Below are 26,788 nucleotides of genomic sequence, written 5' to 3' on the forward strand. Positions count from 1 at the left end.
GTAAACTTGCCGATCACGTGTGAGCCCGAGGCCGCTTCTTCTCTCCTATGCCAGACATCGCCGCATCATCGCAGTCCTCTCCGCCCGTCGCGCTCGTCAAGGCCGGCCAGCGTTTCGCCTTCGACGGCACGCACGGCTCGGCCGACGCGCTGCTGATCGCCCGCTACCACCTGGCCTATCGCGAGAAGATGCCCTTGCTCGCGGTCGTCTGCGAAAGCGCCGTCGATGCGCAGCGCCTGTCGCAGGAAATCACCTTCTTCGCGCCCGACGCGCGGGTGCGCCTGCTGCCCGATTGGGAAACGCTCCCTTACGATACCTTTTCGCCGCACCAGGACCTGGTCTCCGAGCGCCTCGCCACGCTGCACGATCTCGGCGAAGGCCGCTGCGACATCCTGCTGGTGCCCGCCACCACCGCGCTCTACCGGATGCCGCCGGCATCGTTCCTCGCGGCCTACACGTTCTCGTTCTCGCAAGGCGAGCGCCTCGACGAAGCGAAGCTCAAGGCGCAACTGACGCTCGCCGGCTACGAGCACGTGAGCCAGGTGGTGCGTCCCGGCGAATACTGCGTGCGCGGCTCGCTGCTCGACCTGTTTCCGATGGGCTCGCCGCTGCCTTACCGGATCGACCTGTTCGACGACCAGGTCGATTCGATCCGCGCATTCGATCCCGACACGCAGCGCAGCCTCTATCCGGTCAAAGACGTGCGCCTCTTGCCTGGCCGCGAATTCCCCTTCGACGAAGCCGCGCGCACTGCATTCCGCAGCCGCTGGCGCGAAACCTTCGAAGGCGATCCGAGCCGCGCGTCGATCTACAAGGACATCGGCAACGGCGTGCCGTCCGCGGGCATCGAATACTATCTGCCGCTCTTCTTCGACGAAACCGCGACGCTGTTCCACTACTTGCCGCAAGGCGCGCAACTCGCGTTCGTCGGCGATCTCGACGCCGCGATCCGGCGCTTCAGCAACGACACGAAGCAGCGCTACAACTTCCTGTCGCACGATCGCGACCGGCCGATCCTCGAGCCGCAGCGCCTGTTCCTGTCGGACGAGGATTTCTTCGCATTCGCCAAGCCGTTCGCGCGGCTCGTGTTGCCCGTCAACGCGGGAGGCGGCTGGTCGATTGCGCTGCCGAATCTCGCGATCGACCGTCACTCGGACGATCCGGTGCTGGCTTTGCGCGCGTATCTCGACACCACGCCCAATCGTGTGCTGCTCGCCGCCGAATCGGCGGGCCGGCGCGAGACGCTGTTGCAGCTCCTGGCCGAAAACCATCTGAAACCGGTATCGAGCGACAGCTTCCAGGACTGGCTAACCGGCGACGCGCGTTTCTCGCTAGGCGTCGCGCCGCTCGCCAACGGTTTCTCCGTGCCGCTCGAAGGCCTCGCGATCATCACCGAAACCGAGCTGTACGGACCGCTCGCGCGCCGCGCCGGGCGCCGCCGGCAGGAACAGGCGAGCAACGTCGACTCGATGGTGCGCGATCTGTCCGAGCTGAAAGTGGGCGATCCGGTTGTGCATTCGCAGCATGGCATCGGCCGCTACATGGGTCTCGTCACGATGGACCTCGACGAAGGCGACACCGAGTTCCTGCACCTCGAATACGCGAGCGAGAGCAAGCTGTACGTGCCGGTCGCACAGCTGCACGTCATTTCGCGCTATAGCGGCGCCGATCCGGACAGTGCGCCGCTGCATTCGCTCGGCTCGGGCCAGTGGGAAAAAGCCAAGCGCAAGGCCGCGCAGCAGATCCGCGACACCGCCGCCGAGCTGCTCAATCTCTACGCCCGCCGTGCCGCGCGTTCAGGCCATGCGTTCGCGCTCGAACCGAAAGACTACGTGAAGTTCGCCGAGAGCTTCGGCTTCGAGGAAACGCCCGACCAGGCCGCCGCGATCGCGGCCGTGATCGGCGACATGACGACCGGCAAGCCGATGGATCGCCTCGTGTGCGGCGACGTCGGCTTCGGCAAGACCGAGGTGGCACTGCGTGCGGCATTCATCGCGGTGATGGGCGGCAAGCAGGTGGCGCTGCTCTCGCCCACCACGCTGCTCGCCGAACAGCACACGCAGACCTTCACCGACCGCTTCTCCGACTGGCCCGTGCGGATCGCCGAGCTGTCGCGCTTCAAGACGACCAAAGAGATCAACGCGGCGATCCAGCAGATCAACGAAGGCGCAATCGACATCGTGATCGGCACGCACAAGCTGCTGTCGTCGGACGTGCAGTTCAAGCGGCTCGGGCTGGTGGTCATCGACGAGGAACACCGCTTCGGCGTGCGTCAGAAAGAGGCGCTCAAGGCGCTGCGCGCGGAGGTGGACGTGCTCACGCTCACCGCCACGCCGATCCCGCGTACGCTCGGCATGGCGCTCGAAGGGCTGCGCGACTTCTCCGTGATCGCCACCGCGCCGCAAAAGCGCCTCGCGATCAAAACCTTCGTGCGCCGAGAGGAAGACAGCGTGATTCGCGAGGCGATGCTGCGCGAGCTCAAGCGCGGCGGCCAGGTGTACTTCCTGCACAACGAAGTCGAAACGATCGAGAATCGCCGGCAGATGCTCGAAGCGCTGGTGCCCGAAGCGCGTATCGCGGTCGCGCATGGACAGATGCATGAGCGCGAGCTCGAACGCGTGATGCGCGACTTCGTTGCGCAACGCGCCAACGTGCTGCTGTGCACGACTATTATCGAAACCGGCATCGACGTGCCGAGCGCCAACACGATCCTGATTCATCGCTCCGACAAGTTCGGCCTCGCGCAGCTGCACCAGTTGCGGGGCCGGGTCGGCCGCTCGCATCACCAGGCCTATTCGTATCTGCTGGTGCACGATCCGCAAGGGCTGACCAAACAGGCGCAACGCCGCCTCGAAGCGATCCAGCAGATGGAGGAACTCGGCTCGGGCTTCTATCTGGCGATGCACGACCTCGAGATTCGCGGCACGGGCGAAGTGCTCGGCGACAAGCAGTCGGGCGAGATTCACGAGATCGGCTTCCAGCTCTACACCGACATGCTCAACGACGCGGTCAAGGCGCTCAAGGACGGCAAGGAGCCCGACCTCACCGCGCCGCTTGCGGCGACCACCGAGATCAACCTGCACGCGCCGGCGATTCTGCCCGCCGACTATTGCGGCGACGTGCAGGAACGTCTGTCGCTCTACAAGCGCCTTGCGAACTGCGAACACAACGACTCGATCGACGGCATTCAGGAAGAACTGATCGACCGGTTCGGCAAGTTGCCGCCGCAAGCGCATGCGCTCGTGGAGACGCATCGTCTGCGGCTTGCCGCGAGGCCGCTGGGCATTTCGAAGATCGACGCGGCCGAAGCGGTGATCGGTCTGCAATTCATTCCCAACCCGCCGGTCGACGCGATGCGGATCATCGAGATGGTGCAGAAGCACAAGCACATCAAGCTCGCGGGCCAGGACAAGCTGCGTATCGAAACACGCAGCCCCGACCTCGCGGTGCGTGTCGCGACGGTCAAGGAGACCTTGCGCGCACTCGGTTCGCCGAGCCGCGGCACGTCGGTTGCTGCCGCCGTGCGCTGAGTCTTTCCGGCACGCCTCGTTAGCGGCAGATTGCAGAAAACGGGGGGACGTGCGGCGTTTTTTTACGCTCGTGCTGCGGTGCGGCAATACCCACCGCAGCATACGGGGCGCATTTTTTTGGGTATGATCGAATGACTCAAATGCCGGAGTCTCGTCATGTCTCACGTTGCTGGATCAGCCCAGTCCCCGTCATCGCCCGCCTCCGCGCCGAACGCTTCTGCACCCGCTTCACCGGTTTCACCGCTTTCACCCATTTCACTGCCCTGGGTGACCCGTCTCGTGTCGATGGACACGGTCAGCCGCAATCCGAATCTCGGCCTGATCGAAACCGTGCGCGACGAGTTGCGTGCGCTCGGTATCGAAGCCACGCTCACGCACGACCCGAGCGGCAAATGGGCGAACCTGTTCGCGACGATCCCGGCACACGATGGCCGGACCAACGGCGGAGTGGTGCTGTCGGGCCATACGGACGTCGTGCCGGTGGATGGCCAGCAATGGGACAGCGATCCATTCAAGCCTGAGATTCGCGGCGACAAGCTGTATGGCCGTGGCACCTGCGACATGAAGGGCTTTATCGGCGCGGCGCTCGCACTGGTGCCGCACATGCAGCGCACGCAGCTCGCCAAGCCGATTCACCTCGCGCTGTCGTTCGACGAAGAAGTGGGCTGCGCGGGCGCGCCGCTTCTGCTCGCCGACCTGATGAAGCGCGGCGTGAAGCCGGACGGTTGCATCGTCGGCGAGCCGACCAGCATGCGCCCGATCGTGGCGCACAAAGGCATCAACGCGTACCAGTGCTGCGTGCGCGGTCAGGCGGCGCATTCGTCGCTCACACCGCAGGGCTTGAACGCAATCGAATATGCCGCGCGGCTGATCTGCTACATCCGCGACATGGCCGATCAGTTCCGCGCGCAAGGCCCGTTCGACGAACTGTACGACGTGCCCTTCAGCACCGCGCAAACCAGCACGATCAGCGGCGGCAATGCGCTCAATACCGTGCCGGCCGAATGTAAATTCCAGTTCGAATTCCGCAATTTGCCCACGCTCGATCCCGAATCGATCTTTGCGCGCATCGATCAATACGCGCGTGAAACGCTGCTGCCGAAGATGCTGCGCGAGCATCCGTCGGCGGCGATCGAAATCACGAAGATCGCCGCGGCGCCCGGACTCGATTCATCTGAGCAAGCCGCGATCACGCAGCTGGTGCGCGCACTGACCGCCGATCAGGACAAACGCAAGGTCGCCTATGGCACTGAAGCCGGGCTCTTTTCGCTGGCCGGCATCCCGACCATCGTGTGCGGACCTGGCGACATCCAGCAGGCGCACAAGGCCAACGAATTCGTTGAATTGAGTCAGTTGGTGGCATGCGAACGCTTTCTGCAGAAATTCATTCACAGCATGTCGGTGGACGCCCTGAAAGAAGTCCCCTTGGGGGGCGCCCCGAAGGAAGTCCCCTTGGGGACACCCTGAAAAAATCCTCCAGGAGACGCTCACGTGCACTGAAACTGAGCATCGCAAAATGGGTCTTATGCATATCGACTAACTCAAGCTCCCGCCATGTCAACCGCCACTCAGCACACCGACCACACGATCGACGGCGAGCCGATCCCCACGCTGGACGACATCGCCTCACAGCATTTTGCGTTGACGCCGTGGGTCATGCGAACGCCGGTGTTCGACCGGCTCGACTTTCCGTCGCTGCAAGGCACGCTGGTGAATTTCAAGTTCGAACTGCTGCAGGCGGGCGGCAGCTTCAAGGCGCGCGGCGCGTTCACGAACCTGCTCGCACTCGACGAAAGCCAGCGCAGCGCGGGTGTCACCTGCGTGTCGGGCGGCAATCACGCGGTGGCGGTCGCCTATGCGGCGATGCGTCTGGGTATCAGCGCCAAGGTCGTGCTGTTTCGTTCGGCCAATGCGGCACGCGTTGCGCTGTGCCGGCAATATCGCGCCGAGGTCGTATTCGCGGAAGATCTGGCCGAGGCGTTCGAACTGGTGCGCCATATCGAGGCCGAGGAAGGCCGCTATTTCGTGCATCCGTTCAACGGCTATCGCACGGTGCTTGGCTCCGCCACGCTCGGCTACGAATGGGTCACGCAAACACCCGACCTCGAAGCGGTGATCCTGCCGATCGGCGGTGGCGGTCTTGCCGCCGGTGTCGCCACCGCGATGCGACTCGCGAATCCGTGTGTGCACGTGTACGGCGTCGAGCCTGAAGGCGCGGATGTGATGAGCAGGAGTTTCGCCGCCAACCACACGGTCAAGATGAGCCACATGCACAGCATCGCCGATTCGCTGATGTCGCCGCATACCGAGCAATATAGCTACGAGTTGTGCCGCCGTCATATCGACCAGCTCGTGACCGTCTCCGACGATCAGTTGCGCGCGGCCATGCTGATCTTGTTCGCACAACTGAAACTCGCGGTGGAACCGGCCTGCGCGGCCGCCACCGCTGCGCTGCTCGGGCCGCTGCGCGAGCAGTTGCAGGGCAAGCGCGTCGGCGTGTTGCTGTGCGGCGCCAATATCGACCCAGTCAGCTTTGCCGCGCACCTCGAACGTGCGCGCCATGGCGAGACACAGTTTCCTCAATAGAAACGTTCGCGTTACGGTGTCTGCAAAACACTAGCCTATCTAGCTCAGGTTGGTATCATTCGGCTATCCACATCCCGGAGGCACCTCTATGAGCATGGTCAAGGAATTCAAGGAATTTGCCCTCAAGGGCAACGTGATGGATCTCGCGGTCGGTGTGATTATCGGCGGCGCATTTTCCAGCATCGTCAATTCAATTGTTAAAGACCTGATCATGCCGGTTGTCGGACTTGCCACGGGCGGTCTCGATTTTTCCAATATGTTCATTCGCCTCGGCGAGATTCCAGCGAACTACAAAGGCAGTCCCGGTTCGTATAAAGACTTGCAGACAGCGGGTGTCGCGGTAATCGGTTATGGCTCGTTCATTACCGTGCTGATCAACTTCGTGATTCTCGCGTTCATCATTTTCCTGATGGTCAAGTTCATCAACAATCTGCGCAAGCCAGCCGACGCCGCACCGGCAGAACCGCCGCCGACACCGGAAGACGTGCTGCTGCTGCGTGAAATCCGCGATTCGCTGCAGAGCTCAGCGCGTTGAGCGTGACGATCCGGCCCATCGGCTGGATCCAGTGAAAAGGCCTGTTGCGATTCGTGTCGCCACAGGCCTTTCTTTTTGTTGCGCGCGAAGCGCACTTACCCGGCACCCGCGTCAAGCATCGTTGCGCGCCTTCCGATGCACCGCGTCTTCGATCATCGTTTCGAGCTGGCCGAAATTGACCGGCTTGGTCAGATGCGACGTGAAGCCCGCCCCCATGCAACGGCGTACGTCCTCGTCGGTGCCGAAGCCGGTCAACGCGACGGCCGGCGCATCCGAATGCTCACGGAACGCCCTGATGAAATCGAGGCCCGTGCCATCCGGCAAACCGACATCGCTGACGATCAGATCGAATACCTGCAATTGCGTGGCGGCGAGCGCATCGTCGACGCGGCCCACCACCTTCACCTCGTGACCCAGGCTGCGGATCAGTTGCGCCATCACCTCGGCGGTATCCACGTGATCTTCGATCAACAGGACGTTCAGCCGGCCGGCCGTGTGCACCGCGTCCGGCGCGACGGTCGGTTGCGTTCGAACCGGCGCGGCGGCGGTCGGCATCGTGATCGTGAAAGTCGCGCCGCAGTGCGGCCCCGGGCTCTGCGCAATCACGGTACCACCGTGCAGATCCGTTAGCGCCCTGGTGATCGCGAGACCGAGCCCGAGTCCGCCGAATTGCCGCGTCATGTTCTGATCGCCCTGCTCGAACGCGTTGAACAGCTTCTCGATCTGGTCCGGCTCGATGCCAATGCCGGTATCTTCCACCGAGATCTGCACGTGCATGCGTTCGTCCTGCGTGCGCACATAGATATGGCCACCATCCGGCGTGAACTTGGCGGCGTTGCGAATCAGGTTCCACAGCATCTGTTGCAGGCGTGCGCGATCGGCCAGCACGTAGTGGTGCTTCGCGTGCTTGTCGACGTGCACGTCCTGCTGCTTGACCTTGATCTCACTGCGAAACAGTTCGAGCACGCTGTCTATCACCTCGTGCACGTCGACGGTCTCCAGCGACAAACGCAGCTTGCCGTTCGCCACTCGCGTGAGATCGAGCAGGTCGTCGATCAGCCGCGCTTCGAGTTCGACATTGCGGCGGATCATGCGCACGTTGCTGCGCGCCTGGTCGGGCAGATCCGGGATCATCTCCAGCATGCTGGCGCCGGCCAGGACCGGCGTGAGCGGCGTGCGCAATTCGTGCGACAGCATCGCGAGAAAACGGTCTTTGGCGCGATTCGCCTCTTCAGCGACCTGACGGGCCGCCTGCTCCGACGCGAGCAGCCGCTCGCACTCCTCGATCGCCTCGCACTGCGCGTGGATGTCCGTGCAACTGCCGAACCATTTGCTGACATGACCTTCGGCGTCGCGCATCGCCATCACGCGGGCGTCGAACCAGCGATATTCGCCGTCGTGGCGACGAATTCGCAACTCGTGCCGATAGTCGTCGGCCGGGCTCGCCACCGCCTTGAGCCAGCCGCGGCGGATTTCTTCGCGATCGTCAGGATGCACCGCGTCGAGCCACGCGAGCCCGTACGAGCTGTGTTTGGCGAGGCCGGTATAGTCGTACCACTGCTTGGACAAAAAATCGCAGTCGCCCGCGGCGTCGTACGTCATCACGAGATGCGGCAATGCTTCCGACAAGGTGCGGTAATGCTGTTCGCGATCGCGCAGCAGCAACGCTTCATCGGACGCGCGTTGCAGACGCACCTGCGACAGCACGCGTTCGACGGCCTCCGGCAGATAGTCGAGATAGCCGCCCGACTTCGGCACTACATCGGACACGCCTGCGCGCAGCGCTTCGATGACACGCGATTCGTCGGTGAAACCAGTCACGAGAATGGCGGGAATCCGCACGCCTTCCGCGCGCAGCCGGCGAAAGAAATCGAGTCCGGTCTGCGGTCCACTGAGTTGATAGTCGAGCACCAGCAGATCGGGGCTGCCGGCGGCGAGCCGCTCGCGGGCGGCCTCGACGCCGGCGCACAGCGCCACCCGGCAGCCGGCGCGTTCGAGCGACTTGCGCGCGAGCCGCAGGATGCCTTCGTCGTCATCGACGACAAGTACATACGCGGCGTGCGGCGTGGACACTTCTTCGGTCATGCGGACGGTTCTCTGGGTAGGTGGAACGGTCTATCTTGTCACGGCCGGCTTTCGGGTAGCTTCACACGCTGCCGGTCATGGCTCGGCAAGCCGATGCCCCGGCGGCAGCTTGATCACCTGCAGGAAGAAGCCGAGACGGCGCACGGCTTCGATGAATGCATCGTATTCGACCGGCTTGCAGATATAGACGTTGCAACCGAGTTCGTAGCAGCGCGCAATTTCACGCGGATCGTCGGTGGTGGTCAGCACGATCACCGGCACCATGGCGGTCTTCGGTGACGCCTTCAGACGCCGCAGCACCTCGAAGCCGTCGACCCGCGGCATTTTCAGATCGAGCAGCACGACGAAGTTCGCCAGCGCGTCGAGTGGCGGGAGCGGCGGGAGCGGCGGATAAGGGCTTGCCGCGGGGCTTGCCGCGCCCATCGGCGCGCCACGCTCGCCGGCACCGCCCGCGCCATCCGCCGGCGCCGCGCCGAAGAAGTAATCGAGCGCCTGCTGGCCGTCGCGCAAGCGTATGAAACAGTTCGAAATGCCCGCACGGCGCAGATTGCGCTCCACCAGCGTGGCGTGGCCGTCGTCGTCTTCGATCAGTACGATGCTGACCGTTTCCCCGTGACTCATAGGCTCTCCGTGCTAACGATTGGTCCGTGCATGAGTCCATCCGTGCACCCGCCCTGTTCGCGGCGCGGCGGCCGTGGCCCGTGCCGCGTCAGACGCGCATGGGCTGCTCGGGCAACACCACGAAAAAGGTCGATCCCGCGCCTTCGGCCGACTCGACCCACACGCGCCCGCCATGCCGCTCCACCGTGCGCCGCACCACCGCGAGGCCGATACCGTCGCCGGTCGCAACCTCGCCGTGCAGACGCTGGAACGCCCGGAACACCTTCGACACATACGCGGCCGGAATGCCAAGCCCGTTGTCGCGGACGTAATACGTGCGCATGCGAACCGCGCCCGGCCCGGTTTCGTCGACGGCTTCGGGCTCCAGCGCGCCGACCTCGATACGTCCATGACGCGCCGGGTCGAGGAAATTCAACGCGTTACCGATCAGGTTACTGAAGATCTGCTCGAGCGCGGCCGGGTCGCCCCATGCGGGCGGCAATTCGCGCACCGTGACGACCGCCGCGCGCTGGCTGATCGGCCCCTGCAGCGCATCGACCACCCGCCCTACCACACGCCCGACGCTGACCCGCTGCCAATGGTATTCGAGCCGGCCGGCGCGCGAGATCCGCAGCAAGGCATCGATGATCGCCGCCGCCCGCATCACCGCGGATCGCAGGTAATGCAGCGATTCGCGTGCGTCGCCATCGAGTATATGCACCATGCGCCGATGTTCCGCCTCCGGCAAGCCGGCCTGCCCGACGATGCTGTCCAGCTCGTCGCACGACATCTGCAATTCCTTCGAAAAGCCCTGCAGATTCACCAGCGGCGAGCGCAGATCGTGCGACACGCTGTAGATGAACATTTCGTTGTCTTGCGTTTCCTGGCGCAGCGCTTCGTTGACGCCCGCCAGCTCTCTCGCGCGTGCTTCGAGCCGCGTCTTCAACATGACCTGCTCGTGGTCCGCCTCGCGCAGACGGGCGTCGGTTTGATGCAGCACGGCATCGAGCGCGGCAATTTCGTCGCGGCCCGACAACGGCGCCGCCAGCGGCCGGCCGCTGCCCAGCCGCTCGGCGTTGTCGGTCAATACTTCCAGCCGCCGGCCGATGCTGCGCGCGAAGCTCACCGCGGTGGCCGCCCAGATCAACATCGAACCCAGCACCGCGGCGATCAGCGCGTATTGCTGACGATCGCGCCGGCGCGTAAGCGCGGCCGAGCGTTCGGTATCGAGCCGCGCGGCCTCGTCGCCGAATGCGGCAAGTTCGTCGCGAACCTGCGCGATCTGCTTCGGCAATGCACTGGTTTCCAGCGCGACATAGGATTTCACGCTGCGCCCCTGATGCAGCGCCGTCGAAATTGCGGCGGTCTGCTCGCGATAGGCATCGACCGCGCGCTGCATGTTGCGTACGCGTTCGACTTGCTGTGGCGTGTCGCTGACCAGCGCATCGAGCTTCGACAGACGATCGGCAAGGTCGACCCATACCGCCTGGTGGTCGATCAGCGATGCGTCGCCGATCGCCATCGCCGTGCGCACCCGCGCTGCCTCACGCAGCAGCGGATCGACCAGCGCCGACGATTGATAGAGGATCTGCCTGCTGTTGTTGACCCACTGCGCAGCCTGCGCTGTCTGCTCCTGGGTATCGAAGACGACGCCAAGGAGCGCCAGCTCGACCGCGCTCGGCACTGCAATCAGCAGCAGCCCCCTGGTGAATAGTTTCATGTTCGCCCGAAGGGTCGTTCAAGCCGCGGTGGTTCGCGAGCACCGGTTTCGCCTCGCGAGGCTCGCGCGCCGCAACGGCAACTGGCCGGCGAGCGCGGCGCAGTGCAGCCGGACGGGCCATTATCGACGCGAATCAGGGATATTTCAACGCAGTGGCAAGATGCGCCTGACCACACAAAAACGACTTTTTTATTAGGATGGGATGTTTTTTCCGCGTCTCGTGCGTCTATGATGGAGACAGATGTGCTTGGAAGCGAAAGCGCGCGGCGAGACGGTTCGGCATGATTCGTGCGGGAGGGGGTGAGGCGGCATAGTCGTCGAATCACCGTGAATCCGGCCTTGTCGTATGCTATAAAAGATCGACGTGCGGCGCGCGAAGCCGGGAGTTGTCGCATGAGGACGCTGCGTTTCTTGCAATTCTTTTTCAGGCGAATTTTTATGTCCTTCCCGAAAAAGCGTAGACGCGCGAAGGTGGACGGCGATGAGTCGTTCCTCGCGGTACTGCGGCATTTCAAGCCGTTCGGTCAGCTCGACACCAAGATTGCGCGAGCGCGAGCGCAAGACGAACCGGTTCTCTATGCGCATGTGCTGCCCGGGCTCGACGTGCTCCTGTGCAGCGTACGCGGGGCCCAACCTCCCTATCCGGCACCGGCCGAGTTGCGGCGGCGCTGTATCGAATCCATCACCAATGCACTGGAGCAGCCACTCGATGGACTCGAGAACGGCGGCTACTGGTATGAGGCGGACGGCTTCGGCTTCCTGGTGTTTGCCAGCCGGGCGCGCGGCAAGATCCTGATGGAATTCGGCGCCACGCGAGTGGGCTCGCGTCGCGGGGTGCGTCGGCAGGATGCGGCTGGCGATGCCACGCCGCGCTCGTTAAGGTAGGCGCGTTTGCGCTTGCCCCGGGCAACGCCGCTGATTCGACCGGCGGCGTTGCGTTGCGCTGCGTTGTGTCGCGTCGCGTCGCGTTGCGTTTATTTCCTTCCCCTGCCTTTCCCACCTTCCCTTGCATTCGAACTCGCCGTGCACGGCCGCGCGTGCATGCATGCCACGCTAGATCATCGTCCAGGAAGTTGAACGACTGGCCGCCGCCAACAATCCAGCTCAACCAGTGCGCAGGCAGTCGGTGGTCAATCCGCAGGCGCTGCGGACAAGCTCAGCTGCCCTTGTACTGCGCAGCGCTCGCCGGCGAGATGACTGCGGGTTTCCCGTTCGCTCCCGCGGACGACGGCGCTCCGCCAGCGGACTTGTTGACCGGCACGCCATCGAGAGAAAGCGCAGCCTTGGGCTGCTGCCTGACGCCAGGCGGCGGCGCCTTCGGTGCCTGACGCACCTGTGCCAGCAACTGCGCGCACGGCAACGGCTGGTTGTTGCTGGGAGCCAGCAACGGAATCAGTGCCGCAAACGGATTGATCAGGCCAAGGCCGATCACCGCGCCGCCTCGCAGCGCCAGCGCGGCGGCGTTGACGCCAACGCGCGGATTCTTGAACGTGCCCTTCGCGTACAACGGCGAACGCAGCGAAAACACCCTGAAGCCCTTGGTATGCGGATGCACGCCGAGGTCAATGGTCTCGTCGCGCAGATTCACGTGGCCGTCGATATTGATCACCGCGTCGTCGGTATCGAGCGCGAAGACGCGCGCCTCGAGCACGCCGTCGGTGGCGACGAAATGGGCGGCGGCGCAGTTGATGTTCACGTCGCGTTCGTCGAACAGCTTTTCATACACGACGTTCGCCACGTTCAGCCCGGCCGCCTCCATCAGCAAACGGCTTATCGTGCCTTGCGTCACCAGCGCCTTCAACTCGCCGTTGGAGGTCGCCGCCAGCGCCGCCGGTGAATTGCCGGTCGCGGTCAACGCGGCGTCGCCGTTGATTTCGCCGAGCGCGTTCTGCATCGTCTTGAAGTTCGGGAACAATTGCTTGAGCTTCAGATGCCGCGCCGACGTCGAAAAGCGGCCCTTCAGCGGCGCCGCGCTGCCATCCAGGCGAATGTCCGACGCGAGCGAGCCGCCTGCCACGCCAAATTTCAGCGGCTCCAGCGACAGCACGCCATCGGTCAGCACGACATGCGTGTATAGATCGGTGATCGGCAGGTTCGAGTTCTTGATGATGCGCCGGCCGGTGAACTTGACATCGGCGTCGATCGCTTTCCAGCGGTCGGTACGGAATTCCTCGACCGGCAGCACACGGTCGCTCGGTTGCGCCGTCGTGTCACCGCGCTTCGCCTTGCTGGCTTTCGAGTCCGCGCCGATCACCGGCGCGAGGTCGGCGAACTGCAACTGGTGCGACACCAGCTCGCCCTGCAGCAGGGGACGCGGCTCGCGCGCCGTATAGGTCAACGAACCGTTCAGATCGCTCCCGCCGACCCGGCCGGTAAAATTGTCATATTTGAAGACATTGCCACTGGACTTGAACTGGCCGATCAGATGTCCATCGGTCGCATAGGGCGGCGTCTCGGGCAACGTCACGCCGGTCAGAGAGTACAGACGCGCCATGCTGGCGCCTTGCAGCCAGAGGCGCAGATCGAGCGCCGCGAGATGCGCCGGATCGGTGATCGTGCCGACCAGGGCGACATGCAGATCGGCCGCTTTGACGTCGGCCTGCACGGGGAACGGCCGGTTCGCGTCCTGCAGCGCGAGCACGCCGCCGACTTTGCCGCTGCCCGAGACCGGCGTTTTGTTGTAGGTGCCCTTGACGGTCCAGGCAATCGCGTACAGCGGAATCTCGCGCTTGCCAGCGGGCGCCGTGGTTGTCCCGCCAACGCCCGACGCGTGGACATCGGTCGACGCCGCGCCGGACGCTGCCGCCGCCGAAGCCTCGGCGGCCTCCGACGCCGCCTCCGACGCCGCCTGTGCGTTGGCCTGTGCGTTGGCCTGTGCGTTGGCCTGTGCGCTCAGCTTGCCGGCGCCCGCCTTGCCGAGCGCTTGCGCCGACGCACTGCGCGACGCAGCTTCCTGCTGTTTCATTGCCTCGCCGATTGGAATCGGCTGGCCGAGCGTATCGATGGCCATCTGCAGTTCGACCTTCTTCTGCTGATCGGACAGCGCGACATTGCCTCGCGCGAACGCGATGTCGTGCAGATCGAGCCGCCATTCGGACGGCCCGCTCGACGACGGCAGTTTGAAGGTCCAGTTGTTGCGCCCATCGAGCAGACGTTCGAGATCGACGGAAGGGTTCACGAGGTTGATCGAGGGAATCACGATATCGTGTGCGAGCAGCGGCAGCACCTTGACCTCGAAATCGATTTCATCGAGCGTGGCGAAGTGCGGCTGCGTCGTCCACTCGGGATTGCCTATCGTGATGTTGGCCGCCGAAAAGCGCGGCCAGGGCAGCCAGCCGCGCCAGCCGATTTCGCCGACCGGATGCCGCCAGCCCACTTTCAGATCGCCGTCGATCGCGAACGGGCGGCCGATTGCCTGCGTGACCTTGTCGTCGATATAAGGCCTCGCGCGATTCCAGTCGAAGGTGAGAATGAAGATGACCAGTGCAATGATCAGGATGACGATAGCCGCGAGCAGCCACGCGATGACTTTTACGATCCGTCGTCCGATGGTGCTCGACACTGGCATTGAAAGGCTCCGTAATTGTTCAAGGTTTGGGGGATCGAGTAGCAGGTATCGTGCCCGAATGTCCGGCGATGAGTCGCGTCGCCGCTGTCGTTTTATCATGCTGCACAGCCGGACGACAGATCGGCAGCACGTCTGCGGCCAGAAAAATGCCCCACTCACGCCACTCACCCCGCGACCATCCACCTCATGACCGATGTTCCCCTCGTCCTCGCCGACAGCATCGTGCGGCGCGACGCACTGCGCGGCCAGACGCTATTGCAGCCGACCACCTTCGTGTTGCACGCGGGCGACCGCGTCGCGATCACCGGACCGTCCGGCTCCGGCAAGAGCGTGTTTCTGCGCGCGCTCGCCCTGCTCGATCCGCTCGACGCCGGACGCATCATGTGGCGTGGCGCAGCGGTCGAGCGCGCCGCGATTCCGCGTTACCGGCGTCACGTCGCCTATATCCGCCAACGGCCCGCGGTGCTCGACGGCAGCGTCGAGGACAATCTGCGCTACCCGTTCGAGTTGCGCGCCTATCGCGACGTGCGCTTCGACCGCGTGCGGGCGGCCAGTCTCGCCGCCGAGGCCGGCCGCGGCGACGACTTTCTCGACAAGCGCGCGAGCGAGCTGTCCGGCGGCGAAGCGCAGATCGCCGCGCTGATTCGCGTGCTGCAGCTCGCACCCGACGTGCTGCTGCTCGATGAACCCACCGCGTCGCTCGACCCGCAGTCCTCGCGTGCGATCGAAGCTCTGGTGCATGCGTGGTTCGACGCCGATCCGGGCCGCCGCGCGTCGATCTGGGTGTCACACGACCCGGCGCAAGCCGCGCGCATGAGCAAGCGGCATCTGACGATGCGCGCCGGCGTGCTGGACGAAACCACGGCGGCCGCGCCCGCGCGCCAGGAGCTGGGCCAATGACATTGCAAAATCTGAGTCTGTGGGACGTCGCGATCGCGGCGCTGCTGATCGTCGTGAACGGCGCGGTATCGGTGGCGCTCAAGCTCGATCTCGAACGCAAGCTCGCGTGGGCCGCGGTGCGTACCGTCGTGCAGTTGCTGGCGATCGGCTATGTGCTCGGCTGGGTGTTCCGCTACGACCGCTGGTTCGTCGTGCTGCCGCTGATGATCGTGATGACGCTGATCGCCGGCATCGCGGGCGCACAGCGCGGCAGGCACACCTACACCGGGCAACGCGCGGACAGTGTGCTGTCGATCTGGGTCAGTTCGTGGCTGGTGGCTGCGGTCGGGCTGTTCGTCGTGATCCGCATTCATCCGTGGTACGCGCCGCAGTATGCGATTCCGATCCTCGGCATGATTCTCGGCAATACGCTCACCGGGGTTTCGCTTGGCATCGAACGGATGACCGAGGAATTGACCGCGCGGCGCGACCGTGTCGACATGGCGCTCGCGCTCGGCGCGACGCGTTGGGAAGCGGCGCAGGCGCCGGCGCGTCAGGCCGTGCGTGCGGGCATGATGCCGACGCTGAACCAGATGGCGGTGGTCGGCGTGGTGAGTCTGCCCGGCATGATGACCGGCCAGGTGCTGGCCGGTCAGTCACCGTTGCAGGCCGTGCGCTATCAGATCGTCATCATGTTCCTGATTGCGGCGGCGTCGGCGTTGGGCACGGTGGGCGCGGTGTTGCTGACATACCGGCGGCTGTTCTCGGCCGAACACCGGTTTCTGTCGGCGCGGCTGCTAGAACGCATGGCGGCTCGGCGATGAAGCGTGCCGACAGAGCTGCATGGGGCGTGCAGCGGCGTGCAGCGCGCCGCACAGGCACGCTTCGTCGGGCCGTACTTCTGTACTTCTGCTTAGCGGCTAGCGCTTCGCAGTGATCGCCACCTGGGTGCCGTCGTTGAGCGTGAGCGTCTTCGTGCTGCCGTTCACCGGCATCGTGAAGCGCAGAATCTGACTGACCGAAACATCGTTCGGACACTTGAGCGTTTTGCCACCGCTCGTGACGGTCTTCACACCGTGCGGCGTCTGCGCCTGGAAGCTCATCTGCACCGTTGCCGTGCCGTCAGCGGCGACGACCGGCGCAAAGCGGATCTGCGTCTGGCGAATCATCGCGCCATTGGCATCGAGCGGCAACGACGAGTAGTTCGGGCAATCGTCCGTGCCGGCCACCGGGCCGCCCGGCGGCACGGTCTTCCATGTGAAGTCGTCCGACTCGCCGGAGCGGATTGTGCGGGTCTCCTGGGAATTGCCAAACTGCTTCGACGTGACGCGAACCGTGTAGCGGATCGGGCCGTCGAGCGCGGACTGGGACGTCACCGTGATCGGCGTGGCCGCGTGGGCCACCGGCACGAGCATGCCGGGCGCAAGCGCGCAAGCGAGACAAGCGACAACCGAAACGGCGGAGAGTTTGAAGCTGGAGCTCATACTGTCACCTCGTTGTTGTGCCGCTGCGCGCCCCGTTCAGCGCTACTGCCTGCGCACCGCCCGACTGACGCCGGTCAGGCCGGACAGTCGGCGCGCGAGACACGCAACAGTTTTTGCATGATGCACCACCAGTCTAACGCCAAGCAGGACGCCGCGCGTGCCGCGTCAGGTCGGGTGTTAACCCGCTTGCGGCGCCGCGTATTCTGCGCCTGTGATCGCAACGGTGCGGGGCTGGCATGACACTCGCGCGGCGCCGTTTTATGCATTTCAAATCAAACCGACCGGCGCGCAGGGCTGCAACACCGGCCGCACGGCTCGATGTGCGCGTGAGCGGGCGCCTCGTCATGGACACTGGCGAGGTGATCCGCGACGCGCTGCTGGCTGGTTTCGGCAGTGCGCTCAAATCGACGTGGGATATAGCGCCCTGCCCGCGCAGCGCCGAACTAGTCCGCGTGCTCGACGCCTATCCGCTCGCCGACGATGTGGCGAACCGTGCCATGTATCCGGGGCCACGCGTTCGTGCCGCCGAAGACGCTGGCGTTCATCGAGTTTCTCGCGGCGCATTTCGGCGATCCGCCGTATTGGGATCAGGAGCCCGAGTGAGGATGGCCTGGCAAGGTTTGGGCGGGCTCGGCCTGGTGTCGCGTTGGCGGCAGTCGGGCCGGGGCGCGATAGGGTTGAACGCGCGTCGCCTTCATCAGCGCTTGCTGTGTCTCCCCGTACCGGATTGTTTGTTATCCGAATTAATGTCGGTGTGCGCGTCGGTTGGCAGACACTCGGCGGGCCTGGATCAGCATGCCTGGATCAGCATGCCTGGATCAGCATGCCTGGATCAGCATGCCTGGATCAGCATGCCTGACTCAGCGCGCCTGACTCAGCGCGCCTCATCCAGACGCTTTTTCATCGCTGCGGTAATGCGCTGACGGCTCTTCGCATAGTCCGCCCACGGATCGCTTTTTAGACCGGCGAGCCGCTCGTGCAGGTTCTCGATGGTCCATTGAGCGCCGCCCGTGGTGCTCGCGACTTCGTCCCATGCCAGCGGCACCGACACGCCCAGCCCCGCTCGCGCTCGCGCCGAGAATGCGGCCACCGTGCTCGAGCCGCGGGTGTTGCGCAGGTAGTCGATGAAAATTTTCCGCTTGCGATTCTGTGCGCCCATCTTCGCGCTGAAGTATTTGGGCAGCGTGGTCGCCATGTGCTGCGCGACGGCTTGCGAAAAGTCCTTCACTTCGTCCCAGCCGGCCTGCTTCGCGAGCGGCACGACCACATGCAAGCCCTTGCCGCCGCTCGTCTTGCAGAACGACTCGAGGCCCAGCTCCTCGAGCAGCGAACGCGTGAGTTGAGCGGCTTCGATCATGCGCCCCCAATCGAGCGACGCGTCGGGGTCGAGATCGAACACCATACGATCCGGTTTTTCTATGCTCGACGCGACGGCATTCCACGTATGAAATTCGACGGTGCCCATTTGCGCGGCACCGACCAGCGCCGCAAGCGTATCGACGGTAAGCAGCGGCGGGTGACCGGGGTCGAGGCCAGCATGCTGCGTGACGTTGGGCATCGCCAACTTCTGGCTGTGCCTCTGAAAAAACAGCTCGCCGCCGATGTCCTCGGGCGCGCGCACCAGCGACACCGGCCGATCCCGCAGGTGCGGCAGCATCCAGTCGGCCACTGATTCGTAGTACTTCACAAGATCGATTTTGCGTGTGCCGGTGCTTTTGTCGATCACGCGGTCGGGGTGCGAGACGCGCACGCCCGCGACTTCGGCGGTGGTCTTCGATCTAGCCGCGACGGCTGTCTCACCGCCCGCTTTCGCGTCATCCGCTTGCGCTTTGGCCGCTTTCGCTTTGGCGGTCTTTTTTGCGGTGCTTTCTGGCGCTGCATCAGACGTCGATGCAGCACTGCCAGCCTTCTTCGATGCCGTGCGTTTCTTCGATGCGGCATCGGACCCGGTATCGATTTGCTGTTCCACGTCGGCTCCTTGTCGAGGTGCTTCCTTGACGATCTGACGCGCCGGCTTGTCGTCGCGCAGACTCACGAACGACGCCTGACGCACGATGCCATCACTGGTCCATTCGGCGAAGTTGCATTCGGCGACGAGCGCCGGTTCGACCCAATGCACCGGTGTGCGGCTACGCTCGCGCGGCGCGCGGGCAAACGGCATGCGCGAGGTTTCGTGCGCGTCGAGCGCCTGCTTGACCGAGCGCAGCAAGGCGGCGTCGAAGCCGGTGCCGACCCGTCCCGCGTACTGCAACCTGCCCTCACCGTCATACACGCCGAGCAGCAGCGCACCGAAGGCCGCGCGACTGCCGGCCGGCTCCGAATAGCCGCCGATCACGAACTCCTGGCGTCGTCGGCACTTCAGCTTGATCCACGCGGACGAGCGGCCCGACATGTAAGCGCTATCACGGCGTTTGCCGATGATGCCTTCGAGCGCCATATCGCATGCACTCCTGAGCAGTTCGTCGGCACTGAAGCCGAAGTCGTTCGAGAAGCGCAGCAGGCTGTCGACCGCGTCGACCTTATCGAGCAATGCGCGCAAAATCGCGCGGCGCTGATCGAGGGGCACGCCGCGCAGATCGTAGCCGTTCAGAAACGGAACATCGAACAGATAGATGACGATGTCCTGCGGGCGATGCAAGTCGAACGCGTTTTGCAGTGCCTGAAAACTCGGCACGCCGTGGTTGTCCAGCACCACCGCTTCGCCATCGAGCCATGCGCTTTCGATGTCGAGGTGGTCGAACGCGGCGACCTGCCTGCTGAACTTCGTGGTCCAGTCGTTGCCGGTGCGCGTGAACATCTTGATGGCGCCGCCCTTGGCCGTCCGGTCGATGCGAATCAGCACACGGTAGCCGTCGAACTTGATCTCGTAAGACCAGTCGTCACCGGGTGGCGCGGAATCGACGAGCGTGGCCAGTTGAGGCTTGAACGCAGCGGGCAGCCGGGCTTTGACCGCGCCTTCGATGGCCGGCGACGCCGCGAGCTCGCGCAGCGACGAAACGCCAGCGCCGGCAGGCTCCGGTGTTTCGTCGAAGCGGCGTTTGCGGTGGTAGGGATCGAGTCTGTCATTCATGCCGATGACCTCGTCGCTAGTGTGTCGAAAGCGCTCAGCTGTGGGTCAACTGCAGGTCAACCGCGGAGTCGAGGGCTCAACAGCGGGTCAGCCGTGCGCTCAGGCCGCCGCGCGCCGCTTGCGGGCCGTCGATGCCGTTGCGCTTTTGGCCACGGCACGCCCCGCCCTGCCGCCGTCACGATCGCTCGGCGTGCTGGTCACGCGCGTTGCACGAGGTTTCTTGCGAGCCGGCGCCGCGGTCTCCTCGTCGGCTTCGGCTTCGGCTTCGGCTTCGGCTTCGGCGTCATCGTTGCCGGCATCGTCCTGAGCGCGCTTGCGGCCGCCCGCCGCCTTGCCCTTGCCATGGCCGAGGCTGCGCTTGAGCAGGTCGGACAGGTCGAGAATGTCGGCGGATCGACGGGACTCGCGCGGCGCCTCGACCTCGGTGATCTCCTCAGTCTTGCCAGCGCGGATCTTGCGATCGACCAGCGCCATGATGTCGTCCCGGAACGTGTCGTGATACTGCGACGGATTCCACGCGTCGCTCATGTCGTCGATCAGCTTTTTCGCCATCGTGAGTTCTCGCGCCGACACGCCGGCCGCTTTCATGCCTGCGGGCGGCAACTTGAATTCGTCGAAGCTGCGCAGCTCGGCCGCCCAGCGCAGCGTGTCGAGAGCCAGCACCGGACCCACCGGAATCAGCGCCGCCAGATGCTGCTTGTTGTGCAGCACGACGCTGGCGACGCCCACCTTGCCCGACGCCTTCATCGCTTCGCGCAGCAGCGTGTACACCTTTTCGCCCTTGCGGTCGGGCGTCAGAAAGTACGGCGTGTCGAGATAGAGGAACGAGATGTCGGGGGCGTCGACGAACGCGAGGATATCGACCGTCTGCGTCGACTCGGGATTGGCTGCGCGGATCTCGTCGTCCGACAGCACGACGTACTTGTCCTTTTCATACTCGAACCCGCGCACAATGTTCTCGCGACTCACATCCTTGCCGGTACGCTTATTGATCTGCCTGTAGCCGACCGGATCGATCGTGCGCTTGTCGAGCAGATTGAAGCCGACCTTCTCCGACTGCGTCGCCGGATAAAGCTGCACCGGGACGTGGACGAGCCCGAAGCTGATTGCGCCCTTCCAGATCATGTGTGCCATCATGCGCTCCCATGGGCCTGAGACCTCACGTGAAGCAGCAAGCGTGCCACGGATTTTCGGCCAGAGCCGGCGCGCCACCGTGCAATGACTGCGCGCCGCCGGCTGTAAGTCTTGCGCCGGTTCGGCAAAAGCTACGGCGTGCGGCCCTGCGCCTGGTTCGGTTCGAGCTCGACCGGCACGGCCGCGAAGCCGCGAAAGCGCACACGTCCGCCGCGCGTTGGCGCGCCGCTCAGACGATACGCCGGAAAGCGCTGCACGAACCGCCCGATCGCAATACGCGCCTCGAGTCGCGCGAGCGACAACCCGGCGCACTGATGGATGCCGAAACCGAACGCGAGATGCCGGTTCGGATCGCGCCGGATGTCGAAGCGGTCCGGCTCCGGGAACTGCTCCGGATCGCGATTGGCCGCGCCGATACACAGCGTGACGGGCGTGCCGCGTGAAACCGCGACGCCGCCGATCTCGGTGTCCACGGTCGCCATCCGGTTGCCGAGCTGGTTCGAACTTTCGAAGCGCAAGCATTCCTCGACCGCCGACTCGATCAGCGCAGGGTCGTTCAACAACGCGATGCGCTGCTCGGGCCACTCGGTGAGCGTGACGAGACCGTTGCCGATCAGATTGGTGGTGGTCTCATGGCCGGCATTCAGAATGAAAATGCAGTTTTGCAGCAGCTCCGCTTCCGACAATTGCTCGCCGCCCGCCTCGCCCTCGATCAGCCGCGTCAGCACATCGTGCTGCGGGTCGCCTGGTTCGCGCCGGCGTCGCGCGACCAGATCGCGCAGATAGTCGATGAATTCGCTCACCGCGCGATTGCCGCGCTCGAATTGCGCATCGCTGAGCGACGGCTCGAGCGCGCCGAGTATCGCGAGCGACCAGTCGCGCAGCGGCTCGCGTTCGGCATGCGGCACGTCCAGCAGATTGCCGATGATCTCGACCGGAATCGCCGACGCGAACTCGCCGATCAGATCGATGCGGCCACGTACGGCGGCCGCATCGAGCAAGCCGTCGACGAGGCGAACCAGCCCCGGCTCCATTGCCGCGATCGCCCGTGCCGTCAGCGCACCGGCGATCAGCTTGCGCACGCGCGTATGGCGTGGCGGGTCATTGAATACCAGACTGGTCGTGTGGTGAGCGTAGAGCGGCGAGTCGCCGTATTTCGGCTTGAACTCGACGGTTTTGTCGGAGCTGAAGGTTTTCGGGTCGCGGTAGACCGCCTGCACGTCGCGAAAGCGTGTCAGAAACAGCGAACCGTCCGGCATGCGCCTGATCGGCTCGTGGCTGCGCAGCGCGTGATAGACCGGATAGGGATCGGCGTAGAACGCGGGGCTCAGGTGGCGCAGATCGAAGTCGCGTGCAAGGGATGATGCGTCGCTGGCGGTCGCTGGGGTCATGCGTTGTCTCCGTGGGTGCGCTTTGTTGTTTGCGCCAGTGCATGCCGCACGAGGTATGTCGCGTGCGGTGAGCGGCGCGACGAATCGGCCGGGGCAATGGCTGCGGGGCGTCGTTGGCTGCGGCGTCGTTGGAGCGACAGTATGAACCGGGCGGTGCAGGATTGCACAGTGGAATGCGCGGCGGCTCCCACGGACGCACGCCTGGGACGGCACGTCTCGCAGAACCGATACAATAGCGGGATTTTCCGCGTGCGCCGCGCGCTCATCTTTCCTGCCTCACTGCGTCGTCCATGAACCTCGTCATTCAAAGCCCTGCGCCTCTTTCCGTCGATCATCACAAAACACTCGTCGCGCTCGCGCGTGGCTCGCGGGCCACCGTCATCGATGCGAACGCGCTTCGCATCGATGACGCGAACGTCGCGCAGCGCGCCGACATCGAGGTCTATTGCGACGCCCATCGGCTGGACAGCGCGTTCGTCGAAGCCGGTCGGCAACTGCGCGACTTCGGTCTGGTTGCGATGGACATGGATTCGACGCTGATCACGATCGAATGCATCGATGAGATCGCCGACTTTTGCGGACTGAAAGCGGAAGTGGCCGCGATCACCGAAGCCGCGATGCGTGGCGAGATCAAGGACTTTAACGAGAGTCTGACGCGTCGCGTGGCGCTGCTCAAGGGTCTGGACGCGAGCGCGCTTGAACATGTCTATGAGGAGCGGCTGCAACTCTCGCCGGGCGCGGAGCGGATGCTGGCCGGCGCGAAAGCGGCCGGACTGAAAACGCTGCTGGTGTCGGGCGGATTCACGTTTTTCACCGAAAGGCTCAAGGCGCGTTTGGGTCTCGATTTCACGCGCGCAAACACGCTGGAAATCGTCGACGGCAAGCTGACCGGCAACGTGATCGGCGAGATCGTCAACGCTGACGTGAAAGCACGTACGCTGCGCGAAACATGCGCGACACTCGGCATCGAACCGGCTCGCGCAATCGCAATGGGCGACGGGTCGAACGACCTGAAGATGATGGCCGCAGCAGGACTATCCGTCGCGTTTCGCGCGAAGCCGGTGGTGCGCGAAGCGGCCAGCGTGGCGTTCAATCATGTGGGGCTGGACGGACTGCTGCGGTTGTTCTGATACGTGGTGATAGACGGCGAGTGAGGAGCGGCCAGTGGCCAGTGGCGAGCGACGGCACGACGCTGCATGGCGCGTGCCGCTGCTGATGGACGACGCTGACAGAATCGTTACCCTTTCAGAACGTCGGTCAGGAGCACCACCGCCATACTGATCGACACGACGATCCCCACGACAGTCGCCCACTTCAAAACGCGCGCATAATTTTCGTCCGATCCAAAGTCGATGATTGGCTTTTCCATAAGTTCCTCCACGAGAGGACCAGTATAAGTGCTGCACTATCTAAAAAATCGAATTTAGATGCATGTGTAGGATTGCGAACGTAGTCGCCGCCATGAAGGTAAAGAAGATCGATACGCCGATCGCGGTGCGCGACATCGTTCCGGCCTCGATCCATGTCTGTCCACTATCGACAGCTATTCTCAACCGGTCACTGCGTGCGTTGAACGAACCCGACATCACGATCGTCGAACATGAAAACGCAATCGCACAGAATCCGACGATGCTGAACGCCAGCAACGACACTTCGCGACTGCCCCGCTCCAGCGCCGTCACCGCCTCGTAAACTGCGGCGGCACACAGTCCGATCGCACACCAGAACAGCTGGCCGTCTTTCACCGATGCGGCGATCAACGCCTTCGCCACGCGCCAGCCGTGTGCGGGTGCGACAAGCGCCAGCGTGAAGATCGGCCCGACAATCGGCACGCCCAGATTCAGCAACATCCAGAAGAAAAGATTCATCGACGCTCACCATAGTGCGAGAACCGTTGTTAGTCGGTTGTGCGCACCATCGTAGCGTCGGAATCCGCTTGTGGCCATTCAGCCAAATGGTTAGTCCTACTGGCCATATAAGCAAAAAAGCCCACCGGGAATCTATCCCGATGGGCTTGCCCGGCACCGCAACGAACAAGACTCGGACGTCTAGGCCAACACCGCCAGACACTGCTCGATGTCCGCGCGCAGATCGGCTTCTTCTTCAAGGCCGATATAGAACCGCACCAGTGTCCCGCGATGCGGCCACTGCGCCGCGGTCCGCATCGACGCGACGTCGTACGGCATCACGAGGCTATGCGCGCCGCCCCAGCTCCAGCCGATCGAAAAGAGTTCGAGCGACTCGCAGAACGCATCGATTTGCGCCGCACTGTAACGGCTGTCGAACACGACCGAAAACAGTCCGCCCGCCCCCGTGAAGTCGCGCTTGAAAAACGCGTGGCCCGGACAGTCGGAAAAGGCGGGGTGCAACACCGCGTCGATTTCGGGGCGGCTTTTCAGCCACGTCGCGAGGCCGAACGCCGCGCGGTCGTGCTGGGCGAAACGCAGTTGCATGCTTGGCAGGCTGCGCAGAATCAGCGAACAGTCGTCCGACGAGACGCCGATGCCCATGCGCATGCGCGCCGCCTTCAACTTCAGATGCAGTTCGCGGTCGACCGTGATCGTCGCGCCCATCAGCACGTCGCCGCCGCCCGACTGATACTTGGTCAGCGCCTGCACCGAGATGTCCACGCCATGGTCGAACGGCCGGAACGCGAGGCCCGCGGACCACGTGTTGTCGATCGCCGTGATGACGTTGCGCGCGCGGGCCGCCGCGGTGATCGCCGGCACGTCGGCCACTTCCATCGTCACCGAGCCGGGCGCCTCGAGCCAGATCAGCCGCGTGTTCGGCTGGATCAGAGCGGCGATGCCCGCGCCGACCAGCGGATCGTAGTAGCGCACCGTGACGCCGAAATCGCGCGCCAGCCAGTCGCCATGATCGCGATTCGGCGAGTAGACGTTATCGGGAATCAGCACGTCGTCGCCCGCCTTGACGAGACCGAAGTACACGTTCGAAATCGACGACAGCCCCGACGGCTGCAACAGCGCATGCTTGCCGCCCTCGATCGCGGCGAGACGCTGGGCCAGCGCCAGCGACGTCGGCGTGGCATGCAGGCCGTAGCGCCATTGCGCATCGTTTTTCCAGTCGAGCGCGCGCATGGCCGCGAGGTCGGGGAACACGACCGTAGAGGCACGCGTGACCGGCGTCGAGAACGATTCGAACCCTGGCGTGATCTGGTCCTCGGCGTGCACGGTACGGGTTTGCAGGCCGCGTTTGAGTTTGGATTGGGTCATGGTCAAGTCAGGTGAAAACAGAAGAACCGGTACGCAAGCGGCGGGCGCGAAGTCTCAGCGCATGCGCGCCGCCCATGCAAGCGTAGCCGAGCCGGCGGGATGCCGTCGCGGACGGCCTGCGACGTGGCGGCCTCACTCGCCGGTTTGCAGGTTGCTGACGCCGCCGACGGGATGGCCGCCGGTTGCTGTCGTGGCCGGGGCCGGGGCCGCGGCCGCGGCCGGCGCGGCAGCACCGCCGTCTGCCGACGGTTGCGGCTGCGGCGCCGCCTTGGCCGGGGCGGCGACAACCGGCGCGCCGGGAGCCGGCACCGGCTGCCCCGCTGCCAGCGGCTTCAGATCGAAGGGCTGCGGATTGGAATCGTCGACGTTCATCCGGTCGCCGGCGACCGAGCCGTCCGCCGCGAACTTGCCGACCCAGTTGCCGGTGATGTGCGTGCCGTCGTTCGATTCCTCGACCTCGAGCGTATCGCCATCGCGATCGCCAGCGATCAGAATCACTTCACCGGTGTCGGTGTACTGATACTCGCCGTGCACGCCGGATGGATCGTCGGTTTTCGCGCCGAGCCGCAGCACGATCTGACGCGTGCCCAGCGTGCCGGCGTAGCGCGGGAATTTTGCGAATTCGGCGCTCGGCTTGAGCGGCAACTGGATCGGCGGGGGCGCCGCCAGTTCCTTGACCGCGTCGCTTTCCGCCCATGCCTGCGCGGGCAGCAAGCTTGCCACACCGGCACCCAGCAGCGCGGCCGCGCTCACCATCGCCCAACCACGCCGCCGCATGGTCCTCTTCACCGTGCCCTTCATGCCTTTCAATTCGCGCATCCGTTCCTTCCTCATTGCCTGATACTGCCTGATACTGCCTGATACTGCCTGATACGTGGTGATGCGTGGGTGCGGCGTGGGTGCTGCCTCGTCATGTCCGGGCGATACCTGTGTGCCGACCAGCCGCCGCCCGTGTGCAACAACCAGGACCACC

The 26,788-nt window shown here is 64.4% G+C and carries 20 protein-coding genes and 1 pseudogene; 9 read left to right on the forward strand and 12 right to left on the reverse strand.

What is annotated here, in order from left to right:
* The first annotated feature begins 47 nt into the window (after nucleotides 1-47).
* From mfd to mscL, 4 genes are all read left to right on the forward strand, one after another.
* Nucleotides 48-3,530, forward strand: coding sequence for a transcription-repair coupling factor (mfd, locus tag BN2475_RS24965; RefSeq protein ID WP_094782153.1), 3,483 nt, complete (start codon nucleotides 48-50; stop codon nucleotides 3,528-3,530).
* 156 nt (nucleotides 3,531-3,686) lie between these two features.
* Nucleotides 3,687-4,997, forward strand: a complete 1,311-nt coding sequence (gene argE, locus BN2475_RS24970) for an acetylornithine deacetylase (protein ID WP_094782154.1) — start codon at nucleotides 3,687-3,689, stop codon at nucleotides 4,995-4,997.
* 87 nt (nucleotides 4,998-5,084) lie between these two features.
* The gene (locus BN2475_RS24975; protein WP_094782155.1) at nucleotides 5,085-6,116 is read left to right on the forward strand and encodes a threonine/serine dehydratase family protein; all 1,032 of its coding nucleotides are present in this window, start codon (nucleotides 5,085-5,087) and stop codon (nucleotides 6,114-6,116) included.
* An 88-nt stretch (nucleotides 6,117-6,204) separates the two neighbouring features.
* Entirely contained in the window at nucleotides 6,205-6,651 is a 447-nt protein-coding gene (gene mscL, locus BN2475_RS24980; RefSeq protein ID WP_094782156.1) for a large conductance mechanosensitive channel protein MscL, read from the forward strand.
* A 111-nt stretch (nucleotides 6,652-6,762) separates the two neighbouring features.
* On the opposite strand, the gene BN2475_RS24985 is transcribed toward mscL, so the two are convergent.
* The 3 genes from BN2475_RS24985 to BN2475_RS24995 all read right to left on the reverse strand — a co-directional run bounded on the left by BN2475_RS24985 (nucleotide 6,763) and on the right by BN2475_RS24995 (nucleotide 11,056).
* Nucleotides 6,763-8,736 carry a hybrid sensor histidine kinase/response regulator gene (locus BN2475_RS24985; RefSeq protein ID WP_094782157.1) on the reverse strand — a complete coding sequence of 658 codons (1,974 nt, stop codon included), beginning with the start codon at nucleotides 8,734-8,736 and terminating at the stop codon, nucleotides 6,763-6,765.
* Nucleotides 8,737-8,811: 75 nt separating this feature from the next.
* A complete protein-coding gene (locus BN2475_RS24990) occupies nucleotides 8,812-9,357 on the reverse strand; it encodes a response regulator (protein ID WP_094782158.1) in 546 nt (181 codons plus the stop codon).
* Between the two features lie 88 nt (nucleotides 9,358-9,445).
* Nucleotides 9,446-11,056, reverse strand: coding sequence for a sensor histidine kinase (locus tag BN2475_RS24995; RefSeq protein ID WP_094782159.1), 1,611 nt, complete (start codon nucleotides 11,054-11,056; stop codon nucleotides 9,446-9,448).
* Between the two features lie 393 nt (nucleotides 11,057-11,449).
* Between BN2475_RS24995 and BN2475_RS25000 the strand changes: the two genes are divergently transcribed.
* Complete coding sequence (locus BN2475_RS25000; protein WP_094782160.1) at nucleotides 11,450-11,941, forward strand: hypothetical protein; 492 nt, start codon at nucleotides 11,450-11,452, stop codon at nucleotides 11,939-11,941.
* Nucleotides 11,942-12,212: 271 nt separating this feature from the next.
* On the opposite strand, the gene BN2475_RS25005 is transcribed toward BN2475_RS25000, so the two are convergent.
* Nucleotides 12,213-14,624 (reverse strand): AsmA family protein, encoded by a 2,412-nt coding sequence (locus BN2475_RS25005; RefSeq protein WP_094782161.1) that lies wholly within the window; start codon nucleotides 14,622-14,624, stop codon nucleotides 12,213-12,215.
* Between the two features lie 186 nt (nucleotides 14,625-14,810).
* Here BN2475_RS25005 and BN2475_RS25010 point away from each other — a divergent pair, with 186 nt between their 5' ends.
* Complete coding sequence (locus BN2475_RS25010; protein ID WP_094782162.1) at nucleotides 14,811-15,524, forward strand: ABC transporter ATP-binding protein; 714 nt, start codon at nucleotides 14,811-14,813, stop codon at nucleotides 15,522-15,524.
* Nucleotides 15,521-16,327, forward strand: a complete 807-nt coding sequence (locus BN2475_RS25015; RefSeq protein WP_094782163.1) for an ABC transporter permease — start codon at nucleotides 15,521-15,523, stop codon at nucleotides 16,325-16,327. Before BN2475_RS25010 ends, BN2475_RS25015 begins: the two co-directional genes overlap by 4 nt.
* A gap of 96 nt (nucleotides 16,328-16,423) precedes the next feature.
* Here the strand turns inward: BN2475_RS25015 and BN2475_RS25020 are convergent, their stop codons facing one another.
* Entirely contained in the window at nucleotides 16,424-16,987 is a 564-nt protein-coding gene (locus tag BN2475_RS25020; protein ID WP_094782164.1) for a DUF6013 family protein, read from the reverse strand.
* A 299-nt stretch (nucleotides 16,988-17,286) separates the two neighbouring features.
* Here BN2475_RS25020 and BN2475_RS25025 point away from each other — a divergent pair.
* Nucleotides 17,287-17,590: pseudogene (locus BN2475_RS25025) on the forward strand (LysR substrate-binding domain-containing protein); the annotation flags it as partial.
* A 271-nt stretch (nucleotides 17,591-17,861) separates the two neighbouring features.
* On the opposite strand, the gene ligD reads toward BN2475_RS25025, so the two are convergent.
* The 3 genes from ligD to BN2475_RS25040 form a co-directional block, all read right to left on the reverse strand.
* Nucleotides 17,862-20,057, reverse strand: coding sequence for a DNA ligase D (ligD, locus tag BN2475_RS25030; RefSeq protein ID WP_245841570.1), 2,196 nt, complete (start codon nucleotides 20,055-20,057; stop codon nucleotides 17,862-17,864).
* A 99-nt stretch (nucleotides 20,058-20,156) separates the two neighbouring features.
* Nucleotides 20,157-21,191, reverse strand: a complete 1,035-nt coding sequence (gene ku, locus BN2475_RS25035; protein WP_094782228.1) for a non-homologous end joining protein Ku — start codon at nucleotides 21,189-21,191, stop codon at nucleotides 20,157-20,159.
* A 131-nt stretch (nucleotides 21,192-21,322) separates the two neighbouring features.
* Entirely contained in the window at nucleotides 21,323-22,582 is a 1,260-nt protein-coding gene (locus BN2475_RS25040) for a cytochrome P450 (protein WP_094782165.1), read from the reverse strand.
* Between the two features lie 290 nt (nucleotides 22,583-22,872).
* Between BN2475_RS25040 and serB the strand changes: the two genes are divergently transcribed.
* Nucleotides 22,873-23,712, forward strand: a complete 840-nt coding sequence (gene serB, locus BN2475_RS25045; RefSeq protein WP_094782166.1) for a phosphoserine phosphatase SerB — start codon at nucleotides 22,873-22,875, stop codon at nucleotides 23,710-23,712.
* A 107-nt stretch (nucleotides 23,713-23,819) separates the two neighbouring features.
* Here serB and BN2475_RS36260 read toward each other — a convergent pair whose 3' ends face one another.
* The 4 genes from BN2475_RS36260 to BN2475_RS25060 form a co-directional block, all read right to left on the reverse strand.
* The gene (locus BN2475_RS36260; protein ID WP_281254269.1) at nucleotides 23,820-23,951 is read right to left on the reverse strand and encodes a hypothetical protein; all 132 of its coding nucleotides are present in this window, start codon (nucleotides 23,949-23,951) and stop codon (nucleotides 23,820-23,822) included.
* Nucleotides 23,952-23,991: 40 nt separating this feature from the next.
* Nucleotides 23,992-24,450, reverse strand: a complete 459-nt coding sequence (locus tag BN2475_RS25050; RefSeq protein WP_094782167.1) for a hypothetical protein — start codon at nucleotides 24,448-24,450, stop codon at nucleotides 23,992-23,994.
* Nucleotides 24,451-24,630: 180 nt separating this feature from the next.
* Nucleotides 24,631-25,815 (reverse strand): cystathionine beta-lyase, encoded by a 1,185-nt coding sequence (locus tag BN2475_RS25055; protein ID WP_094782168.1) that lies wholly within the window; start codon nucleotides 25,813-25,815, stop codon nucleotides 24,631-24,633.
* 132 nt (nucleotides 25,816-25,947) lie between these two features.
* Nucleotides 25,948-26,634 carry a hypothetical protein gene (locus BN2475_RS25060; protein WP_094782169.1) on the reverse strand — a complete coding sequence of 229 codons (687 nt, stop codon included), beginning with the start codon at nucleotides 26,632-26,634 and terminating at the stop codon, nucleotides 25,948-25,950.
* Between the last annotated feature and the right edge of the window lie 154 nt (nucleotides 26,635-26,788).

Origin of the sequence: Paraburkholderia ribeironis, from assembly GCF_900019265.1 — a bacterium.
Lineage (GTDB): Bacteria > Pseudomonadota > Gammaproteobacteria > Burkholderiales > Burkholderiaceae > Paraburkholderia > Paraburkholderia ribeironis.